General features: G+C 69.8%; 14 protein-coding genes. 8 read left to right on the forward strand and 6 right to left on the reverse strand.

All coding sequences use genetic code 11. The features are described from left to right. Positions 1 to 36: 36 nt before the first annotated feature. Together ACGFJ2_RS18035 and ACGFJ2_RS18040 are read left to right on the forward strand one after the other, a co-directional pair. Entirely contained in the window at positions 37 to 831 is a 795-nt protein-coding gene (locus ACGFJ2_RS18035; RefSeq protein ID WP_393469475.1) for a phytanoyl-CoA dioxygenase family protein, read from the forward strand. Between the two features lie 175 nt (positions 832 to 1,006). Next, positions 1,007 to 1,969 carry a D-glycerate dehydrogenase gene (locus tag ACGFJ2_RS18040; protein ID WP_357952224.1) on the forward strand — a complete coding sequence of 321 codons (963 nt, stop codon included), beginning with the start codon at positions 1,007 to 1,009 and terminating at the stop codon, positions 1,967 to 1,969. A gap of 233 nt (positions 1,970 to 2,202) precedes the next feature. Here the strand turns inward: ACGFJ2_RS18040 and ACGFJ2_RS18045 are convergent, their stop codons facing one another. Next, entirely contained in the window at positions 2,203 to 3,177 is a 975-nt protein-coding gene (locus tag ACGFJ2_RS18045) for an ice-binding family protein (protein ID WP_393469478.1), read from the reverse strand. A gap of 334 nt (positions 3,178 to 3,511) precedes the next feature. On the opposite strand from ACGFJ2_RS18045, the gene ACGFJ2_RS18050 reads away from it, so the two are divergent. Then, positions 3,512 to 4,351 (forward strand): L,D-transpeptidase, encoded by an 840-nt coding sequence (locus ACGFJ2_RS18050; RefSeq protein WP_393469481.1) that lies wholly within the window; start codon positions 3,512 to 3,514, stop codon positions 4,349 to 4,351. 11 nt (positions 4,352 to 4,362) lie between these two features. Here ACGFJ2_RS18050 and ACGFJ2_RS18055 read toward each other — a convergent pair whose 3' ends face one another. Beyond that, complete coding sequence (locus ACGFJ2_RS18055) at positions 4,363 to 5,202, reverse strand: universal stress protein (protein WP_357952221.1); 840 nt, start codon at positions 5,200 to 5,202, stop codon at positions 4,363 to 4,365. A gap of 162 nt (positions 5,203 to 5,364) precedes the next feature. On the opposite strand from ACGFJ2_RS18055, the gene ACGFJ2_RS18060 reads away from it, so the two are divergent. After that, positions 5,365 to 5,919 (forward strand): hypothetical protein, encoded by a 555-nt coding sequence (locus tag ACGFJ2_RS18060; protein ID WP_358173747.1) that lies wholly within the window; start codon positions 5,365 to 5,367, stop codon positions 5,917 to 5,919. 226 nt (positions 5,920 to 6,145) lie between these two features. Next, the gene (locus ACGFJ2_RS18065) at positions 6,146 to 7,576 is read left to right on the forward strand and encodes a PepSY-associated TM helix domain-containing protein (protein ID WP_393469486.1); all 1,431 of its coding nucleotides are present in this window, start codon (positions 6,146 to 6,148) and stop codon (positions 7,574 to 7,576) included. A 51-nt stretch (positions 7,577 to 7,627) separates the two neighbouring features. Here the strand turns inward: ACGFJ2_RS18065 and ACGFJ2_RS18070 are convergent, their stop codons facing one another. Beyond that, positions 7,628 to 9,667 (reverse strand): M14 family zinc carboxypeptidase, encoded by a 2,040-nt coding sequence (locus ACGFJ2_RS18070; RefSeq protein ID WP_393469489.1) that lies wholly within the window; start codon positions 9,665 to 9,667, stop codon positions 7,628 to 7,630. Positions 9,668 to 9,891: 224 nt separating this feature from the next. On the opposite strand from ACGFJ2_RS18070, the gene ACGFJ2_RS18075 reads away from it, so the two are divergent. Then, complete coding sequence (locus ACGFJ2_RS18075; protein WP_357952217.1) at positions 9,892 to 11,163, forward strand: alpha/beta hydrolase-fold protein; 1,272 nt, start codon at positions 9,892 to 9,894, stop codon at positions 11,161 to 11,163. A 40-nt stretch (positions 11,164 to 11,203) separates the two neighbouring features. Here the strand turns inward: ACGFJ2_RS18075 and ACGFJ2_RS18080 are convergent, their stop codons facing one another. Continuing rightward, a complete protein-coding gene (locus ACGFJ2_RS18080; protein WP_357952216.1) occupies positions 11,204 to 11,536 on the reverse strand; it encodes a hypothetical protein in 333 nt (110 codons plus the stop codon). An 86-nt stretch (positions 11,537 to 11,622) separates the two neighbouring features. On the opposite strand from ACGFJ2_RS18080, the gene ACGFJ2_RS18085 reads away from it, so the two are divergent. Further along, on the forward strand, positions 11,623 to 11,772 hold the full coding sequence (locus tag ACGFJ2_RS18085) for a hypothetical protein (RefSeq protein ID WP_393469492.1): 150 nt from the start codon (positions 11,623 to 11,625) through the stop codon (positions 11,770 to 11,772). A gap of 14 nt (positions 11,773 to 11,786) precedes the next feature. On the opposite strand, the gene ACGFJ2_RS18090 is transcribed toward ACGFJ2_RS18085, so the two are convergent. Together ACGFJ2_RS18090 and ACGFJ2_RS18095 are read right to left on the reverse strand one after the other, a co-directional pair. Beyond that, positions 11,787 to 12,569, reverse strand: coding sequence for a GAF and ANTAR domain-containing protein (locus tag ACGFJ2_RS18090; RefSeq protein WP_393469495.1), 783 nt, complete (start codon positions 12,567 to 12,569; stop codon positions 11,787 to 11,789). Positions 12,570 to 12,620: 51 nt separating this feature from the next. Continuing rightward, positions 12,621 to 13,220: a DUF5994 family protein gene (locus ACGFJ2_RS18095; protein ID WP_393469498.1), complete on the reverse strand. Its 600-nt coding sequence runs from the start codon at positions 13,218 to 13,220 to the stop codon at positions 12,621 to 12,623. 179 nt (positions 13,221 to 13,399) lie between these two features. Here ACGFJ2_RS18095 and ACGFJ2_RS18100 point away from each other — a divergent pair, with 179 nt between their 5' ends. Next, complete coding sequence (locus tag ACGFJ2_RS18100; RefSeq protein ID WP_393469501.1) at positions 13,400 to 14,401, forward strand: LacI family DNA-binding transcriptional regulator; 1,002 nt, start codon at positions 13,400 to 13,402, stop codon at positions 14,399 to 14,401. The last annotated feature ends 12 nt before the right edge of the window (positions 14,402 to 14,413 follow it).

Consider the following 14,413-nt stretch of genomic DNA (forward strand, 5'->3'; position numbering starts at 1 on the left):
ATCGATGTCCATCGCTCCCGCGCACAGGAGAACATCGTGACCCAGGAAGCCGACCGCACTCTTCAGGACTCAACCCGCCTTCAGGACTACGACCGCGACGGCTACACGATCTTCCGGAACGTCATCGACGCCGATCTGATCGCCGAGGCCGGCGACCACGTCGCCTGGCTCCAGGCCAAGCACCCCGAACTGCTCGGCGAGGACCTGGGCACCGAACTGGTGGCCGACGACCCGTTCTGGGTGCGGCTGATCTCCGACGATCGGCTGCTGGACATCGCCGAGCTCTTTGTCGGCCCGGACCTCGCGCTGTTCGCCTCGCACTACATCAGCAAGCCGCCCTTCTCCGGCAAGGCGGTCCTCTGGCACCAGGACGGTGCCTACTGGCCGCTGGAGCCGATGCGGGTGATCACGCTCTGGCTGGCCGTCGACGAGTCCACGCCGGAGAACGGCTGCATGCGGGTGATCCCCGGTTCGCACAAGGAGGCCCTGCACGAGCTGCGGCAGCGCGACGACGTCGCCAACGTGCTCGGCTCGGAGAGCGCCGTGACGGTGGACGAGTCCCAGGCCGTGGACCTGGTGCTGTCACCCGGCGACGTGGAGGTGCACCACCCGAACATCCTGCACGCCTCCAGCGCCAACACCTCCCCCAAGCGCCGCTGCGGCCTGACCATCCGCTACATCCCGACCTCGACCCGGATCACCAGCGAGGAGCAGCCGTTCGTCTCGGCGCTGCTGCTGCGTGGCCAGCCGGGCGCGAATGTCTACCAGCCGTTCCCGAAGTACGTGGAAGGCGAGCACATGCCCTTCACCGGAGCCACCGAGCCACGCTGACCCGCCCTCTCCTCACCCGCCCGCTCATCCCCCGCCCGCCCTCTGGCTTCGTCAACCTCGTCCGCCCGCACTCTCCTCCCCCCGCCCCCTGACTTCGTCGACATCCAGGTGATCTATGTTGATGGAGGGATGTTGTCCGTGCTCAGGCCGGACCCCATCGGGAGGAGAGAGCAATATGCAGGCGACGGCGCCGATCGTGGTGGTCACCCGGCCGACATTGCCGGGCACGGGTCTCGAACGGCTCGGCCGCGTCGCCCAGCTACGCCAGTGGTCCGAGGTCACGCCGCCGCCGCCCGAGCGGCTGCGCGACCTCCTCACCGGCGCGGACGCGCTGCTGTGCCAGAACTCCGACCATGTCGACGCCGCGGTGCTCGAGGCGGGCGACCGGCTGCGGGTACTGGCCCTGCCGAGCGCGGGCTACGACGGCACCGACGTCGCCACCGCGCGGGAGCGCGGCATCGTGGTCACCAACACCCCGGGTGTCCTGCACGAGACCACCGCCGACACCGCCTTCGCCCTCATCCTGATGGCGCGGCGGCGGCTGGTCACCGCGGCCGACAGTCTCAGGAACGGCGGGTGGACCGGCAGCCGGCTGGACGCCTACCTCGGACTCGACGTGGCGGGGGCGACCCTGGGTCTCATCGGCTACGGCGAGATCGGGCAGGCCGTCGCCCGCCGGGCGATCGGGTTCGGAATGACCGTCCAGCACACCTTGTCCCGTAAACCCGATGACGAGCTCTCCCAGGCGGTTTCCCTGCCCAAGCTCCTGAGCACCAGCGATGTGGTGTCTCTGCACGTACCGCTCACCGATCAGACCCGCCGTCTCATCGGCGCGGACGAGCTCGCGATGATGAAACCCACCGCGACCCTCGTCAACACCGCCCGCGGCGGCGTCGTCGACGAGGCCGCGCTCCTCGCCGCCCTGCAGGCCGGGCGGCTCCATTCGGCCGGGCTGGACGTGTTCGACCGCGAGCCGCGCAACGGCGTCGGCGACCCGCTGATTCAGCACGAACGCGTGGCGGCCCTCCCGCACATCGGCTCGGCCACCGAGGCGACCCGGGCCCGGATGGTGGACCTCGCCGTGGACAACATCATCGCGGTCCTGAACGGCGAGCCACCCCTGACTCCCATCCCCTGACGCCCATCTCCGGATGCCCGTCCTCTGACGTCCACCCCTTGACGTCCGGCCCCTTGACGTCCGTCTTCTGAATGCTCGCCCCTCGACGCCCGTCCTCTGGCCCCGCGCGATGACTCTCTGCGCGACCGACCTCGGCGCTCACAGACGCCGACCGGCTGCGGCGATGTGCGGGATGGCCTCAGCGAGCTGGTCATCCCGCGCATCGCCCCGAAACAGGCAGCCGGACAGGATCGTCAGCCGGCCACACGCAGACGCGAGCCGACCGGGACGGGCTCGGGCGCCGGTTCGAGCCCGCAGTGGTGACCGCAGTTGTGGCGGTCGCGGTGGTGATGATCACGGTGGTGATCGGGTGTGCTCGTCCTGGAGGTGGATGTCGCCGTCGGAGTGGACGTCGCGGTCGCCGTCGGAGTCGACGTCACCTTCGGAGTCGCAACCGTCTGAGGCGTCGCAACCGTCTTGGGCGTCGAAACTACCTTCGGCGGCGTAACCGTCTGAGGCGTCGAAACCACCTTCGGCGGCGTAACCGTCTGAGGCGTCGAAACCACCTTCGGCGGCGTAACCGTGTGGGGAGTCGAAACCGTCGGAGGCGTCGACACCGCCTTCGGAGGTGCGTCCACCTGGGGCGTAGAAACCACCTTCGGCGTCGGAGTCGGCTTCACCGGCTGGGCCGGGGTCGGCCGCTCTATCGGAGTCGGTACCGGCCGCACCGGCGGAGTCTCCGCACATGGCGGAAGGGCGGGCGGCGTGACCTGATGCGCCAGAGGGCAGTCGTCCGTGACGGCCGTCTCGGTCCCGGGCCTCCCCCGATCCTCATTGACCTCCTCTTCGACCTCCTCGTCCACCGGTACGGTCACGTCGGGCATGGCGCCGGTCGTCACCGTGTTGCCCACCTCCCAGAAGACGTTGCAGTCCTGAGCGCCGCCGACGAGTTCGACGTCGCTGTCCGGGCCGGTGAAGAACTCGGTGCCGATCTGGAAGATGAAGACGGCGTCGGGATCGCCCTGAGCGTCGAGGGTGACCGTGCCGGTCAGCTCGATCGAGGACGCGGCCGTGTAGACGCCGGGTTCGAGGGTCATGCCTTCGAGATCGCCCGAGATGCTGGTGGCCGGGCTATCGCAGACGTCCTCGTTTTGGTGGCAGGACCGCGGCTGGGCCGCCTTTGCGCCGGATGGCCATGTGGTCAGCAGAGCACCGGCGACGACGAGCACGAAGGCCCCCGCCAGCAGAGAGACCCATCGCGACCGGCGGGAAGCGCGACCAGAGATTACTTCCATGTAGTGAATCTTTTCTATAGGGGAGCGCGCTGGATACAACCGGCTTCCACCCGCGCAGCGAGGTGAAACGGCAAGCAACTCGGCATGATATTCGGGGAGATCAACGACCACGCACAATCGACCGGTAAAGGCGCGACAAAGCCTCTGCCACTTATCAACCAAGATCCGAGATCACCCGATAGAACGACTTATCCCAATTCTCGGCCCAAGACGCTCAAGGCTCCTCCGTAAACTGCCCTTGCTCACCCCGGAAATAGTGGAGGCCGCCTTGCGCGATCGCATGGGACTGGACAGGAACAGCAATGCGCGGCCGATCGCGTGGAGCACGGCATTGGCCGCCATGACCCTGGCCGCGGCCTGCGGAACGACCGCCCCGCCACCGGCCACCGCGCCCCATGCCGCCCCGATCCAGCAGATCGCGCCGCTGCCGGTGTCGGCCGCGCAACGGGCTCGGCTGACGCGCTCCACGACGTACACGAGATTGCGCGGCGCGCCGAAAGACACCGCTCCTTTCGAGCCGGGAAATGGGCACGTGACGCATCCCACGCGACCACAGGTGGTTTATGCCAGCCCCGGCGGCGCACCGGTGGGGATATTGCCGACCACTTCAGTGGGCGGCCCGGTATGGGTGCCCATAGTGGAAGAGCAGCCGGGATGGGTACGCGTTATGCTGCCGAGCCGCCCGAATCTGTCGACGGGCTGGATTTATACCGCTGGCGGCGGATTGCGGAATGCCTACAGCCCTTATTACGTACGCATCGATTTGGCCGCTCATCAACTCACGGTGTTCAAGACCGATCGCAGTCTGGGCACGTGGAAAGTCGCCACCGGCTCCCCGTCGACCCCCACGCCAACGGGACGGACGTTCCTGCTCGCCTCGCTGACTCCTGAGGACGCGACGTACAGCCCGCGCATGCTCGCGCTGGGCTCGCATTCCGCCGTCCTCCAGACTTTCGACGGCGGCCCCGGCACGATCGGGCTGCACGGCTGGCCGGACGAGAGCGTGTTCGGGCAGGAGGTCAGTCACGGCTGCGTCCGTGTCCCGGCCGCCGCCCTGCGCGTCCTGGCACATGTCCCGCTGGGCAGCGCGGTCGTCATCAACCCATGAATGCTCGAAACTCAACCCGGGTCGTCCTGCCGGTTCCGGACCACGGCGAGCGGGCACGGGGAGTGGTGCAGCATGGCCTGGCTGACCGAGCCCATGACCATGCCGGCGAACGCGCCGTGCCCGTGCGAGCCGACCACGAGCAGGTCGGCGCCCTCAGCGGCCTGACGCAGCACCTCCACGGGGTGACCGTGCACGGCCTCCTCGATCAATTCGACATCGGGATGGTCCTGACGGTGTCCGGCCAGCGCCTCGCGCAGGATGAGCCGCCCGTCCCGCTCATCCTCCTCGCTCGTGGGCTGGAACCCGCTCCAGGCGTGTACGGCCCGCAGGGTCACACCCCGCAACTCCGCCTCGGAGAAGGCGAAGTCCAGCACCCGACGGCGGGTCCGCGGCGAGCCGTCCACCCCGGCCACCAGCTCGCCACGAGGAAGGGACGGCAGCTGCCGCACGACGACCACGTCGCAGGGCGCGTGCCCGGCCACCCCGTACGCCACGGACCCCACCAGCAGCCCGCGCACTCCCCCGAGCCCGTGGCTGCCGATGACCAGCAGCTCGGCCTCCTTCGCGGCCCCGATCAGGGCGGCTCGGGGATCGCCGGGCAGGAGCATCGTCCTGATGTTGATCTTCGGGTGTTCGCCGCGCGCCCGGTCCTCGGCCGCGGCCAGCGCCATCTCGCCCCCGTCGCGCATCCACTTGGCCACGGCGGCATAGTGGCCGGACGCCGTCTCGCAGGCCCATCCCGGCATGGCGTGCACCACGGTCAATGGCACCTCGCGCAGCGCGGCCTCCCTGGCGGCCCACCCGACGGCCTCGAGCCCCGCCCGCGAGCCGTCCACCCCGACAATGATCATGATCTGCCCCCGTCCGACGTCCCCTTCCCCGACACCCCTACCCGGCGAGCCGAAGTTTCCGCAGGTCAATCCGATGGAGCCCACGGGACCACCGCCCATTACGGCGCGATCGAACCGAGACACCCGCTGGGCCGTATCTGCACATGTGAGCGGTGATCGCGCGTGAGCGCCGATCGGAACGAGCCCGCCGGACGTGTCGTGCGCGCGGCGGTGTTCGCGGTCGTCTGCGTGTACGCCGCGCTGGGCATGCACGTGCTGGCCGGTGGCACCGGCGCCGGGCTGGGGATCGTCGCCACCGCCACCGCCGTGACCGGCGCGGGGGCGTACGTCCTCGCGCGCCGGCGGCGGAGCTTGGGAACGCTGCTCGTCGCCTCCTTCGCCGCGCAGTACGGCATGCACCATCTCTTCGGTCCCGGCCCCGGCCTTCCGCTGACGGGACACCACCTCGGCGGACTGTCCGCCGGGGTCGGGATGCTGCTGGCGCACGTGCTGGTCGCCACGGTGTCCGCCTGGTGGCTGGAGCGTGGTGAGACGGCACTGGCCACACTGCTGTTCCTGCTGGCCTGCTCGCTCCGCGACCTGTGGCGCCCGCTGACCGACCTGCTCGTGCCGACCTCGACGCCGCGCCGCGTGGCGCCGGTAGTGGAGGTCACGCCGGGGATGCCCACCACCCAGGTACTGACCTGGGAGCTGTGCCGCCGGGGGCCGCCTCAGTAGGCGACGCCTGCTGAAGCCGACCATTTACCGGCACCGTGTGCCGCCGGGACCGACCGCGTGCATCGCCGTCGTCGTACCCGGAAGCCGCACGTCCGGTCCGTCATGACCGCACGACGATCACGGCCTTCGCGGCCCGATCGCGCCTTGAAGACCCGATCGGCCGGTCATGACCGCCCCCGCTGTTCGCGCGCCCCGAGACGGGCGCGTCTCCGGAATGGAGAACCCCATGACCTCTGTCGAGGTACGGCCGCCGACCGTCCAGCCCACCCCGGCCCTGTCGTCCCAGCGCTATCGCATCATCTGGCGCTGGCATTTCTACGCCGGGCTGTTCGTCGCCCCCGTTCTGCTCATCCTCGCCATAACCGGGTCGATCTACCTGTTCAAGGAGCCGTTCGAGGAGTGGCACTACGCCGACGTCCGCACTCTCGCCACACCCGTAACTGCCGCGAAGCCCCTGTCGGAGCAGATCGCCGCCGCCCGGCAGGCGCGGCCCGGCGCGGCCGTCATGTCGGTCATCCCGCCCACCGCCCCGGACCGGACCACCCGGGTCATCCTCCAGGGCGCCGACACCGGCCCCTTCGCTCAGGGCGTCTCGGTCTACGTCGATCCGGCCACGGCCCGCGTGGTGGGGCAGATCGACGACGGCACCACCTTCATGCGTGTCATACGCACCATTCACGGTGAGCTGATGGCGGGCACCATCGGCGACCGGGTCGTCGAGATCGCCGCGTGCTGGGCGCTGATCCTCATCGCCACCGGCACGTACCTGTGGTGGAGCGGGCGACGTACACATAAGCGGGCCAAGCGGTCGGGCCGCGGCCGGCTGCGCCGCCTGCACACCCTCACCGGAGTCGGCGCCGGGGCGGTGGTCGTCTTCCTCGTCCTGTCCGGCCTGCCCTGGTCGGGCGTGTGGGGCGATGGCCTGCAGCGCATCCAGGACAGTACGGGCTCGACCACCCCCAGCGCGGACTCCTTCCCCAAGACCTCGACGCTGTCCGGAGACCTGTCCACCAACCCCGACGCCAAGGTGCCCTGGTCCGCCGAACGACTCCCCGTACCGCAGTCCGGAGGTCACGCCGCGCACGAAACGGCCGGCGGCGTGCTGCAACCGGGTGCGGTGCCCATCGAGCGGGCCCTGGCCGCCGCCCGTCCGGTCCTGCGCGACTGCCAGCCAGCCGAATGCGACGTCAAGGTCCTCCTCCCCAAGGACGCGAAGGGCGTGTACACCGTCGTGACCGACAACCGCCGTGACCCGGCCGCCGCGCAGACGCTCCACGTCGACCAGTACAGCGGCCGGGTGCTCGTCTCCTATGGCTGGGCCGAGTACGGCATCATGGCCAAAGCCGTCGAACAGGGCATCGCCCTGCACGAGGGCCGCCGCTACGGCACCGTCAACCTGCTCGTCATGCTCGCCGCCTGCCTGTCCCTGATCACGCTCGTGGTCACCGGCGCGTGGATGTGGTGGAAGCGCCGCCCGCGCGGGCGAGCCGGTGCGCCCGCCCGCGCGACCAACAGGCGCAGCGCGTACGGAGTGATCGCCGTCATGGCGGTGCTCGGCCTGCTGTTCCCGCTGGCGGGTGTCACCATGGCGGCCGTGCTGCTGCTCGACTGGCTGGTGCTCCGGCGGATACCGGCGGTGGCGCGGGTGATCGGCTGACACTCCGGCACGCCCAGCCGCCGCCGCGGCCGGGCCGGCGAGACCTGCCCGTCACGGCTCTCGATAGTCCGCGGCGACCCCGATCAGCGAGATGAGGCCGGAGGCGAACTCCATCGCCTCCGCGTGCCCCTCGCTGAACGGCGGCTGGAACCCCACTCCCTCCCACCTCTGTGTCGTGGGGTTCCACAGGTCGCTGCCGACCTCGAAGTCCCATCCGAAGACGCCGTGGTCGTACCAGAGCTCGTCCGCGGAGTTGCCCGCCGCCGAATAGAGCACGTCGGTCACCGGCCCGGTCTGCTGGGGCCAGGTGACCGTGCCGCGTTCGGCGGCGATGGCCTGCTCGATGGTGCGGGCCGAACGCAGGAAGTACGCCTCCTGCCGGGGCGTGGGCCGGGGCAGGGTGACGCGGCCGTCGAGTTTGTAGGCGCCCGGCGGCCACATGAAATAGCCGCCGTAGCTGTGGACGTTCATCGCGAACTTGATGTTGCGATACCGCTGCGCCAGCCAGATGACGTTGCGGCTCTCGGGCTCGGAGTGCTCGGCGGGCCCGGCGTACGTACCGCTCTGGCAGCCGGCCGAGGCGCCGAAGTATCCGTCCGACAGCGAGCCCACGGCGTAGTTGCGGTTGACGTCCACTCCCCAGGTGTTGCGGAGCGCCGGGTCGGACTGCTGGGCGGGGCAGTGGTTGGTCATGTTCTTACGCTGGGAGTTGAAGTCGTAGAAGCTGTAGTTCGCGCCGTCGGGGTTGACCGTGGGCACGATGAAGATGTCGGTGCGCTTCAGCAGCTCCCGCGTCGCCGCGTCGCGCGCGTAGTTGCGCAGCAGCCGCTCGGCCGCCTCGATGGTGACCAGCGGCCCCACCCATTCCCTGGCGTGTTCCTGCGCGTAGGCGAGCACTCCGGTGCGCGAGCCGTCCCGGTGTACGCCGACGCGCAGGGCCAGCACTCGCCACGGCGCGCGGGGGACGTCGGCCGGGGCCTTGAGGAAGTCGCTCAGCTGGGTGAGCGGGGCGGGCGCCTTGACGCCGAGTCCCGCGTCGGTGCGGTAGGTCGTGGCCTTGACGGCGATGCCCGGCGTCGCGTTGATCGCCGCGACCACCTGGGCGGCCGTGCTGGTGGGCGTGCCGGAGCCGTCGGTGGCCAGGCTGAGGGTGATCTGCTTGCCGTTCACCGTCACCTGCAACTGCCGGTCGGGGGCGCCGGGGGTGACGAGCTCGATGGCCAGGTCGTTGCCGCCCTCGGAGCCGTAGGCGTTCGAGGTGACCACGACGGCGGCGCCGGGCGGGGTGCCGATCAGGGCCTGGGCGTTGCGCCGGTAGCCGTTGGTCGGGTTCGGCAGCGTGATGATGTCGGTGAGCTTGGGGAAGCGCCGGTGCAGCGCCTTGACCCGCTCGTTGAGCTGGGTCGGCGGCATGTACTGGCTGACGAAGTCCTTCTCGTAGCCGGGACCCTGGCGGTCGGGCCGCTCCCCGTCGGGCCACTCCTGGACCCGCGCGTCCGCCTTGCCACCGGCCGCCGACGTGACGGTGACCCACTGCGGCCGGTTCTCCGCCGGCACGGGGGTGCTGAGCTGGTGGCCCAGGTACGCTCCCGCGTCGACGTACGGCACCATCGGCACCTGACCGCCCGCACCGCCCTTGCCCGTCCAGCTCACGCTGAGCGTGGCCGCCGCCCCCGCGCTGCTGGACGCCTCGACCGACAGGAAGTACCCGTCGCGGCTCTTGAACCACACCGCCCGCTCAATGACCAGCTGATCCGGCGCCGCGGTGCCCTTCGGCGTCGCCCGGGAGCTGGGCGGCGTGCCGGGCGCCAGGGTCGCGCCGAGCGCGGCGAGCGCCGTCAGCCGGCTCGGCGTGACGACCGCGTCGACCTGGACGCTGCCGTCCGCCTGTGGGCGTACCCGCTCGGTGAGGTCCGCCCCCGAGGCCGTCAGCCGCTCCATCGTGGCCTGGTCCGGCACGGAGAGCGTGACCAGAGAGGCCGGCTCCGGGTCGGACGGCCCGGCGACCGCCGGGACGGATTGCCCCGAGGTCAGGAACGTCGTGAGAAGAACGATCGCCAGAACGACTGCGGACGCCCGTAAGCCACGCATCGGCTCCTCCTGGATCACCGGTATGGAGATCAGTGAAAGCCGACATGACAAAACTGGCAAGACCCACTCGAAAGCCGCAATACGCCAGGCGACCTACCGCAGGAGTTGTACGCGGCCCCGGCCCACAAGGCGAAGGTTGACCACTTTCTCCACCCGGCGGTTGACGCGGAAATCGGCACCGCTTTGTACCTTGATGCCCGGTTTCTCACTTGGAGGAGGAAGCGATGCGAAGTTCCCCACGGTGGTTATCGCGCGCATTGACCGGACTGCTGATGATCGCCGGAGCGGTTGTGGTCCCGGCCGGCGTGGCGCGGGCGCAGACCTGCTCGACGACCCTGCCCCACCCCGACGACTACGGCATCACCTGCGTGAGCGTGGACCGGCATCTCCAGGACAACGGGTCCGAGCTGCGGGACATCACCATGACCTCCACGGCGATCTTCCAGGCGTCCGGCGGCACTCCGGCGATCGACCCGCTGGCCCGTCCGATCACCGTACGGATCTACCTGCCCAAGGACTACGACCCGGCCAGGAGCACCCGCTACCGCTCGCTCTACCTGCTCAACGGCGGCGGGGACAACTACGACGAATGGACGACGAAGACCGATCTGGTCTCCCTGGTGGACCAGGCGGGGGCCTATGACGGCATCGTGGTGATGCCGACCGGGGGGATGACCGGCTGGTACAGCGACTGGGTCGGCCGCACTGACGGATATTTCGCACCCAAGTGGGAGACGTACCACATCTCCCAGCTCATCCCCTGGATCGACGCCAACTTCAACACCATCGCCAACCGATCCGGGCGCGGGCTGGCCGGGATCTCGATGGGCGGCTTCGGCACGCTCAAGTACGCCGCCGCGCACCCCGACGTGTTCTCCGTCATCGGCGCCTTCTCCCCGGGCATCGACCTGCGGGGCATGCCCGCCCAGCGGACGATCTCCGACTCCATGTGGGCGTCCGGCGCGGCGATCATGCCACTGACGGACTGGGGGGCGTTCAGGGTCAACAAATACGAGAACGGCGTCCTGGTGCTCGACCAGGACAAGCAGCGGCGCTACCGGCTGGAGAGCCTGTTCGGGCCGTACACGAGCACCGTCTTCAACGGCAAGACGGTCGACGACTGGCCGTCCGTCAACCCGGCCGAGCTGGTGACACAGGGCAAGTACGCGCCCTACAGCGGCCGGTTCGGCCTGTACGCGGGCGGCTGCAAGGAGTTGCCGGGCGCTCCCGGCAATCCCCAGTACGCCGACGGCAACCACCCAGCGCCGAAGACGTGCGCCTACGACAGCAAGGCCCATGATGACGCCTTGTCGGTCGACGAGACCATCCTCGGCTCGTACGCGAGCGACTTCGACAAGACGCTGACCAGTCTGGGAGTGAACCACCGCTACTGCTACGGCACCGGCGGCCACGACTGGAACTCCTGGCCTGATGACCTGGTCGACTTCCTCCAGTACGCCTACGGCACGGCCCCGGCCTACTGCCCCAACGCATGACCGAGCGGCCTCGCACGGTGCGCCGGTGCCTGAGCGGCGCTCAGCTGCCCGTTGCCTCGGCGAGGCCGCCGTGCGTGCCCCCATCGAGGAGATGTGCCCCGGCATCGTGCAAGGTGATGCCGAAGCGCGCGCTGCCGGCGGGCATCCGGTCGTTGTCCGCTTTGTCGGCGCTGGTCGCTTTGAAGCGGGTCTCGCGGGTCGGGCCATCACCGACGAGGTGACCGCGCAGGTGGCCGGCGCGGTTGTACACGGCCCAGCGGCCCGCGGCCACCTGCGGCATCGAAGCCGGGTTGTCCTTGAGCCACTGGGCGTTGGCCGCGTGCTCGGCCCGCTCGTCGGCCTCGGTGGTCGGGGCGGACTCCATCGTGGTCAAGTCTTCGGTTGTGCGAGGACTACGCATCTTGCGTCCCGCTCTCAGGATTGTGGCTGACGTCCCCCGATACATCGGGGGAACACTCGGTGCCTGGGCCCCATGCTACCGGCGTACAGGACCTGTCACCGACCTGGGACTTCAGGGGCTCCCGTACCCCACCCCCGATCCGGCAGTTCGGCGACGCGGTCACCTTCTCCAGCGACACGGGCGGAACCACCGTCCGGTTACCGGGCTGACGCCTCGCCGGGTATCACGGCGTCGGGTCAGCGTCCTCGGCTGAGGGGGCAGGAGGGAAGGGCATGAGGCCGGGGTCGGCGGCACGGGCGACCACCTCACGCGCGAGTTCGGTCAGGTGGCGGTTGTGGTCGCGAGCGTGCCGGCGCAGCACGACGAAGGACTGCTCCATCGGCAGCGTGTAACGCTCGCTGAGCATGCCCTTGGCCTGTTCGATCACCGCCCGGCTGTTGAGCGCGTGCTGCAACTGCTCGGACAGGATCTGGCCTTCCCGGATGGTGCGCTCCTGTAGCAGCCCGATGGTGGCGATGTCGGCCAGGGCCTGGGCGAGCGCGACGGTGGGGGCCGGCATTTCGCCGGGCTCGTGGCGAAACAGGTTCATCGCGCCGATCACCTGGTTGCGCAGCCGCATGGGCAGCGCGTCGACCGCGCGAAACCCGTTGACGCCGGCCTGCTCGGCGAAGTGGGGCCAGCGCCGCATGGGCTCCGCCGTGGCCAGGTCGGCGCAGTGCACGGACTGACCGGTGGCGAAACAGTCCAGACAGGGACCCTGGTCGGTCTGGAGCTGGAACAGCTCCAGCAGCCGGCTCTGCTCACTGGAGGCGCCCACCAACCGCAACTTCTCGCCGGGGGCGGCGAACAGCAGCCCGGCGGCGTCGACGCCGAGGAGTCGCACGCACTGCTCGGCCAGGCCATGCATGAAGTCGATCACGTCGAACCCGGTTACCAGCGTGTCGGCCAGGGTGATGAACGCCTGGGCGACCTGCAATGTCGGGCCGTGGGACGGGGGGAGGTCCACACCCGGCAGCTTACGCCCTCGCCGACCCGGCGATCCGGTTGGAACTACTGGCTATCCGATCGGCGGACCGGCCGCCTGGTCGGCGATGTGCCCACCCTCGTTCTCCCAGCTGTCCGAGGCTTCCCGACCCGCCGGCCGGGCACCGCGGGTGGCGGGCAGGCGGGCGATGGTGAGGAGGTCGACCGGCCACAATCCGGTCGTGTCCTGAGCGCCGAGCTTGAGCGCGGCCGCAGCGGGCCCGCTCGCGGTGCCCGGTGGGATGACCAGCAGCACGATCGGCTCGGCACCCGCGAGGATCAACGTGACCACCTGAGGGTCGGTGTTGCGGAACCAGCCGACCTTGACCTGGCGCCCGGGTGCCGGGATACGGCGCGGGATGTGGTCCCACGTCTCCTTGCGCACGCCGACCCGCAACGTGGTCTGGTCGAGCCGCTGATCGACGGCGGCGATGAGCCCTGGCAGCTCCGCGGCCGCGTCGCGGGAGTGGGGCCACCACGCCCCGTCCACGACGGATCGCCGGCTGAGCACGGGATTCAGACTGAGCCGCACTTCTGAGTCGATGGCGGGAACCGCGGAAGCGACAGCGTGCAGCGGCTTGAGATGAGTAAGAATTGACGCCTTCATGGTCGCCTGACCTGTCCGGCCCAACATGAGGAGGCCGACAATCGCGGATCGCCGTGGGCGACGCCGACCTGAGTGTCAACGCACGAAATGTCCTCGGTACCTGAATTCTACCTCACCGGTAAAGAGCGTCCGAACGACAGAAGGTTGATCCGATCAAGAGGGTTAGAGTAGAGCCCGCTGATGTTAATCGTTTAACATCAGCACACATGAGACCCACAGCACGACAGGTGGCCGAGCTGGCGCAGGTGTCGGTGGCGACCGTGTCCTATGTGCTCAGCGGCCGGGACCGGCCCGTCGCCGCCGAGACGAGACAGCGGGTGCTCGACGCGGCCAGGCAGCTCGGCTACACGCCCGACCAGGCCGCCAGGAGCCTGCGCAAGCGCCGGACCCAGCGGGTCTGCCTGGTTCAGGGCTCGCTCGGCGGGGTGCCCACCGACGAGCGGCTGGCCAGGGACCTCCACGAGATGGCCGACGTACACGGCTACTCCGTGATCACGCTCGCCGTCTACTCCGAGGCTCGCGCGCGGGCCGCGGCCGACGTGCTGCGGAGCGGGATCGCCGACGGCGCGCTGGTCAATCTGGCCGGCGAGCACCTCACCCACGACCTGCTGGCCGAGATCGCCGCCGGCGGTCTGCCGATGGTCGTGGTCCGCAACGAGAGCGTGCCGGACGGCTGCGACGTCGTACGGACACCGGAGACCGAGGTCAGCGCCGAGGCGGTCGAGCATCTGCTCGCCGAGGGCCGCACGCGCATCGCCTTCATGGCGCACCGCCACGAGCTCTACCGAGACCACCCGACCGGCAGGCTGCTGGGCTACACGACGGCCCTCGACCGGCATGGCGTCGAGCGGCGGATCATCGTCTCCGGCGCGGACGACCGCGTGGCGGCCTACCACTCCGCCACCGAGCTCCTGCGCTCCCCCGACCGGCCGGACGCGATCTTCGCGGCGTCCGACCGGGCGGCGATCAGCGTGCTCTCCGCCGCCAGGGACGCCGGGCTGAGCGTGCCGGGCGACGTCGCGGTGATCGGGGTCGGCAACATCGACGAGGGGCTCATCAGCAACCCGCAGCTGAGCACCGTCGGCCCGCTCAGACACGACTACACCGACGTCGTACGCCTGCTCTTCGACCGCCTCCAGGCCGACGGGCCCCTGCCCGCCCGCGAAGTGGTCCGCCCATGGACATTCCTGCGACGCGGCTCTTCCTGACAGCCCTTCCCA

It is taken from the genome of Nonomuraea sp. NPDC049028, from assembly GCF_043197735.1.
Taxonomy (GTDB): domain Bacteria; phylum Actinomycetota; class Actinomycetes; order Streptosporangiales; family Streptosporangiaceae; genus Nonomuraea.

Coding starts and splice junctions, on each gene's coding strand:
- ACGFJ2_RS18065 (WP_393469486.1), top strand. CDS start 6,146: ATGACCTCTGTCGAGGTACGGCCGCCGACCGTCCAGCCCACCCCGGCC.
- ACGFJ2_RS18055 (WP_357952221.1), bottom strand. CDS start 5,202: ATGATCATTGTCGGGGTGGACGGCTCGCGGGCGGGGCTCGAGGCCGTC.
- ACGFJ2_RS18070 (WP_393469489.1), bottom strand. CDS start 9,667: ATGCGTGGCTTACGGGCGTCCGCAGTCGTTCTGGCGATCGTTCTTCTC.
- ACGFJ2_RS18095 (WP_393469498.1), bottom strand. CDS start 13,220: ATGTTGGGCCGGACAGGTCAGGCGACCATGAAGGCGTCAATTCTTACT.
- ACGFJ2_RS18040 (WP_357952224.1), top strand. CDS start 1,007: ATGCAGGCGACGGCGCCGATCGTGGTGGTCACCCGGCCGACATTGCCG.
- ACGFJ2_RS18075 (WP_357952217.1), top strand. CDS start 9,892: ATGCGAAGTTCCCCACGGTGGTTATCGCGCGCATTGACCGGACTGCTG.
- ACGFJ2_RS18100 (WP_393469501.1), top strand. CDS start 13,400: ATGAGACCCACAGCACGACAGGTGGCCGAGCTGGCGCAGGTGTCGGTG.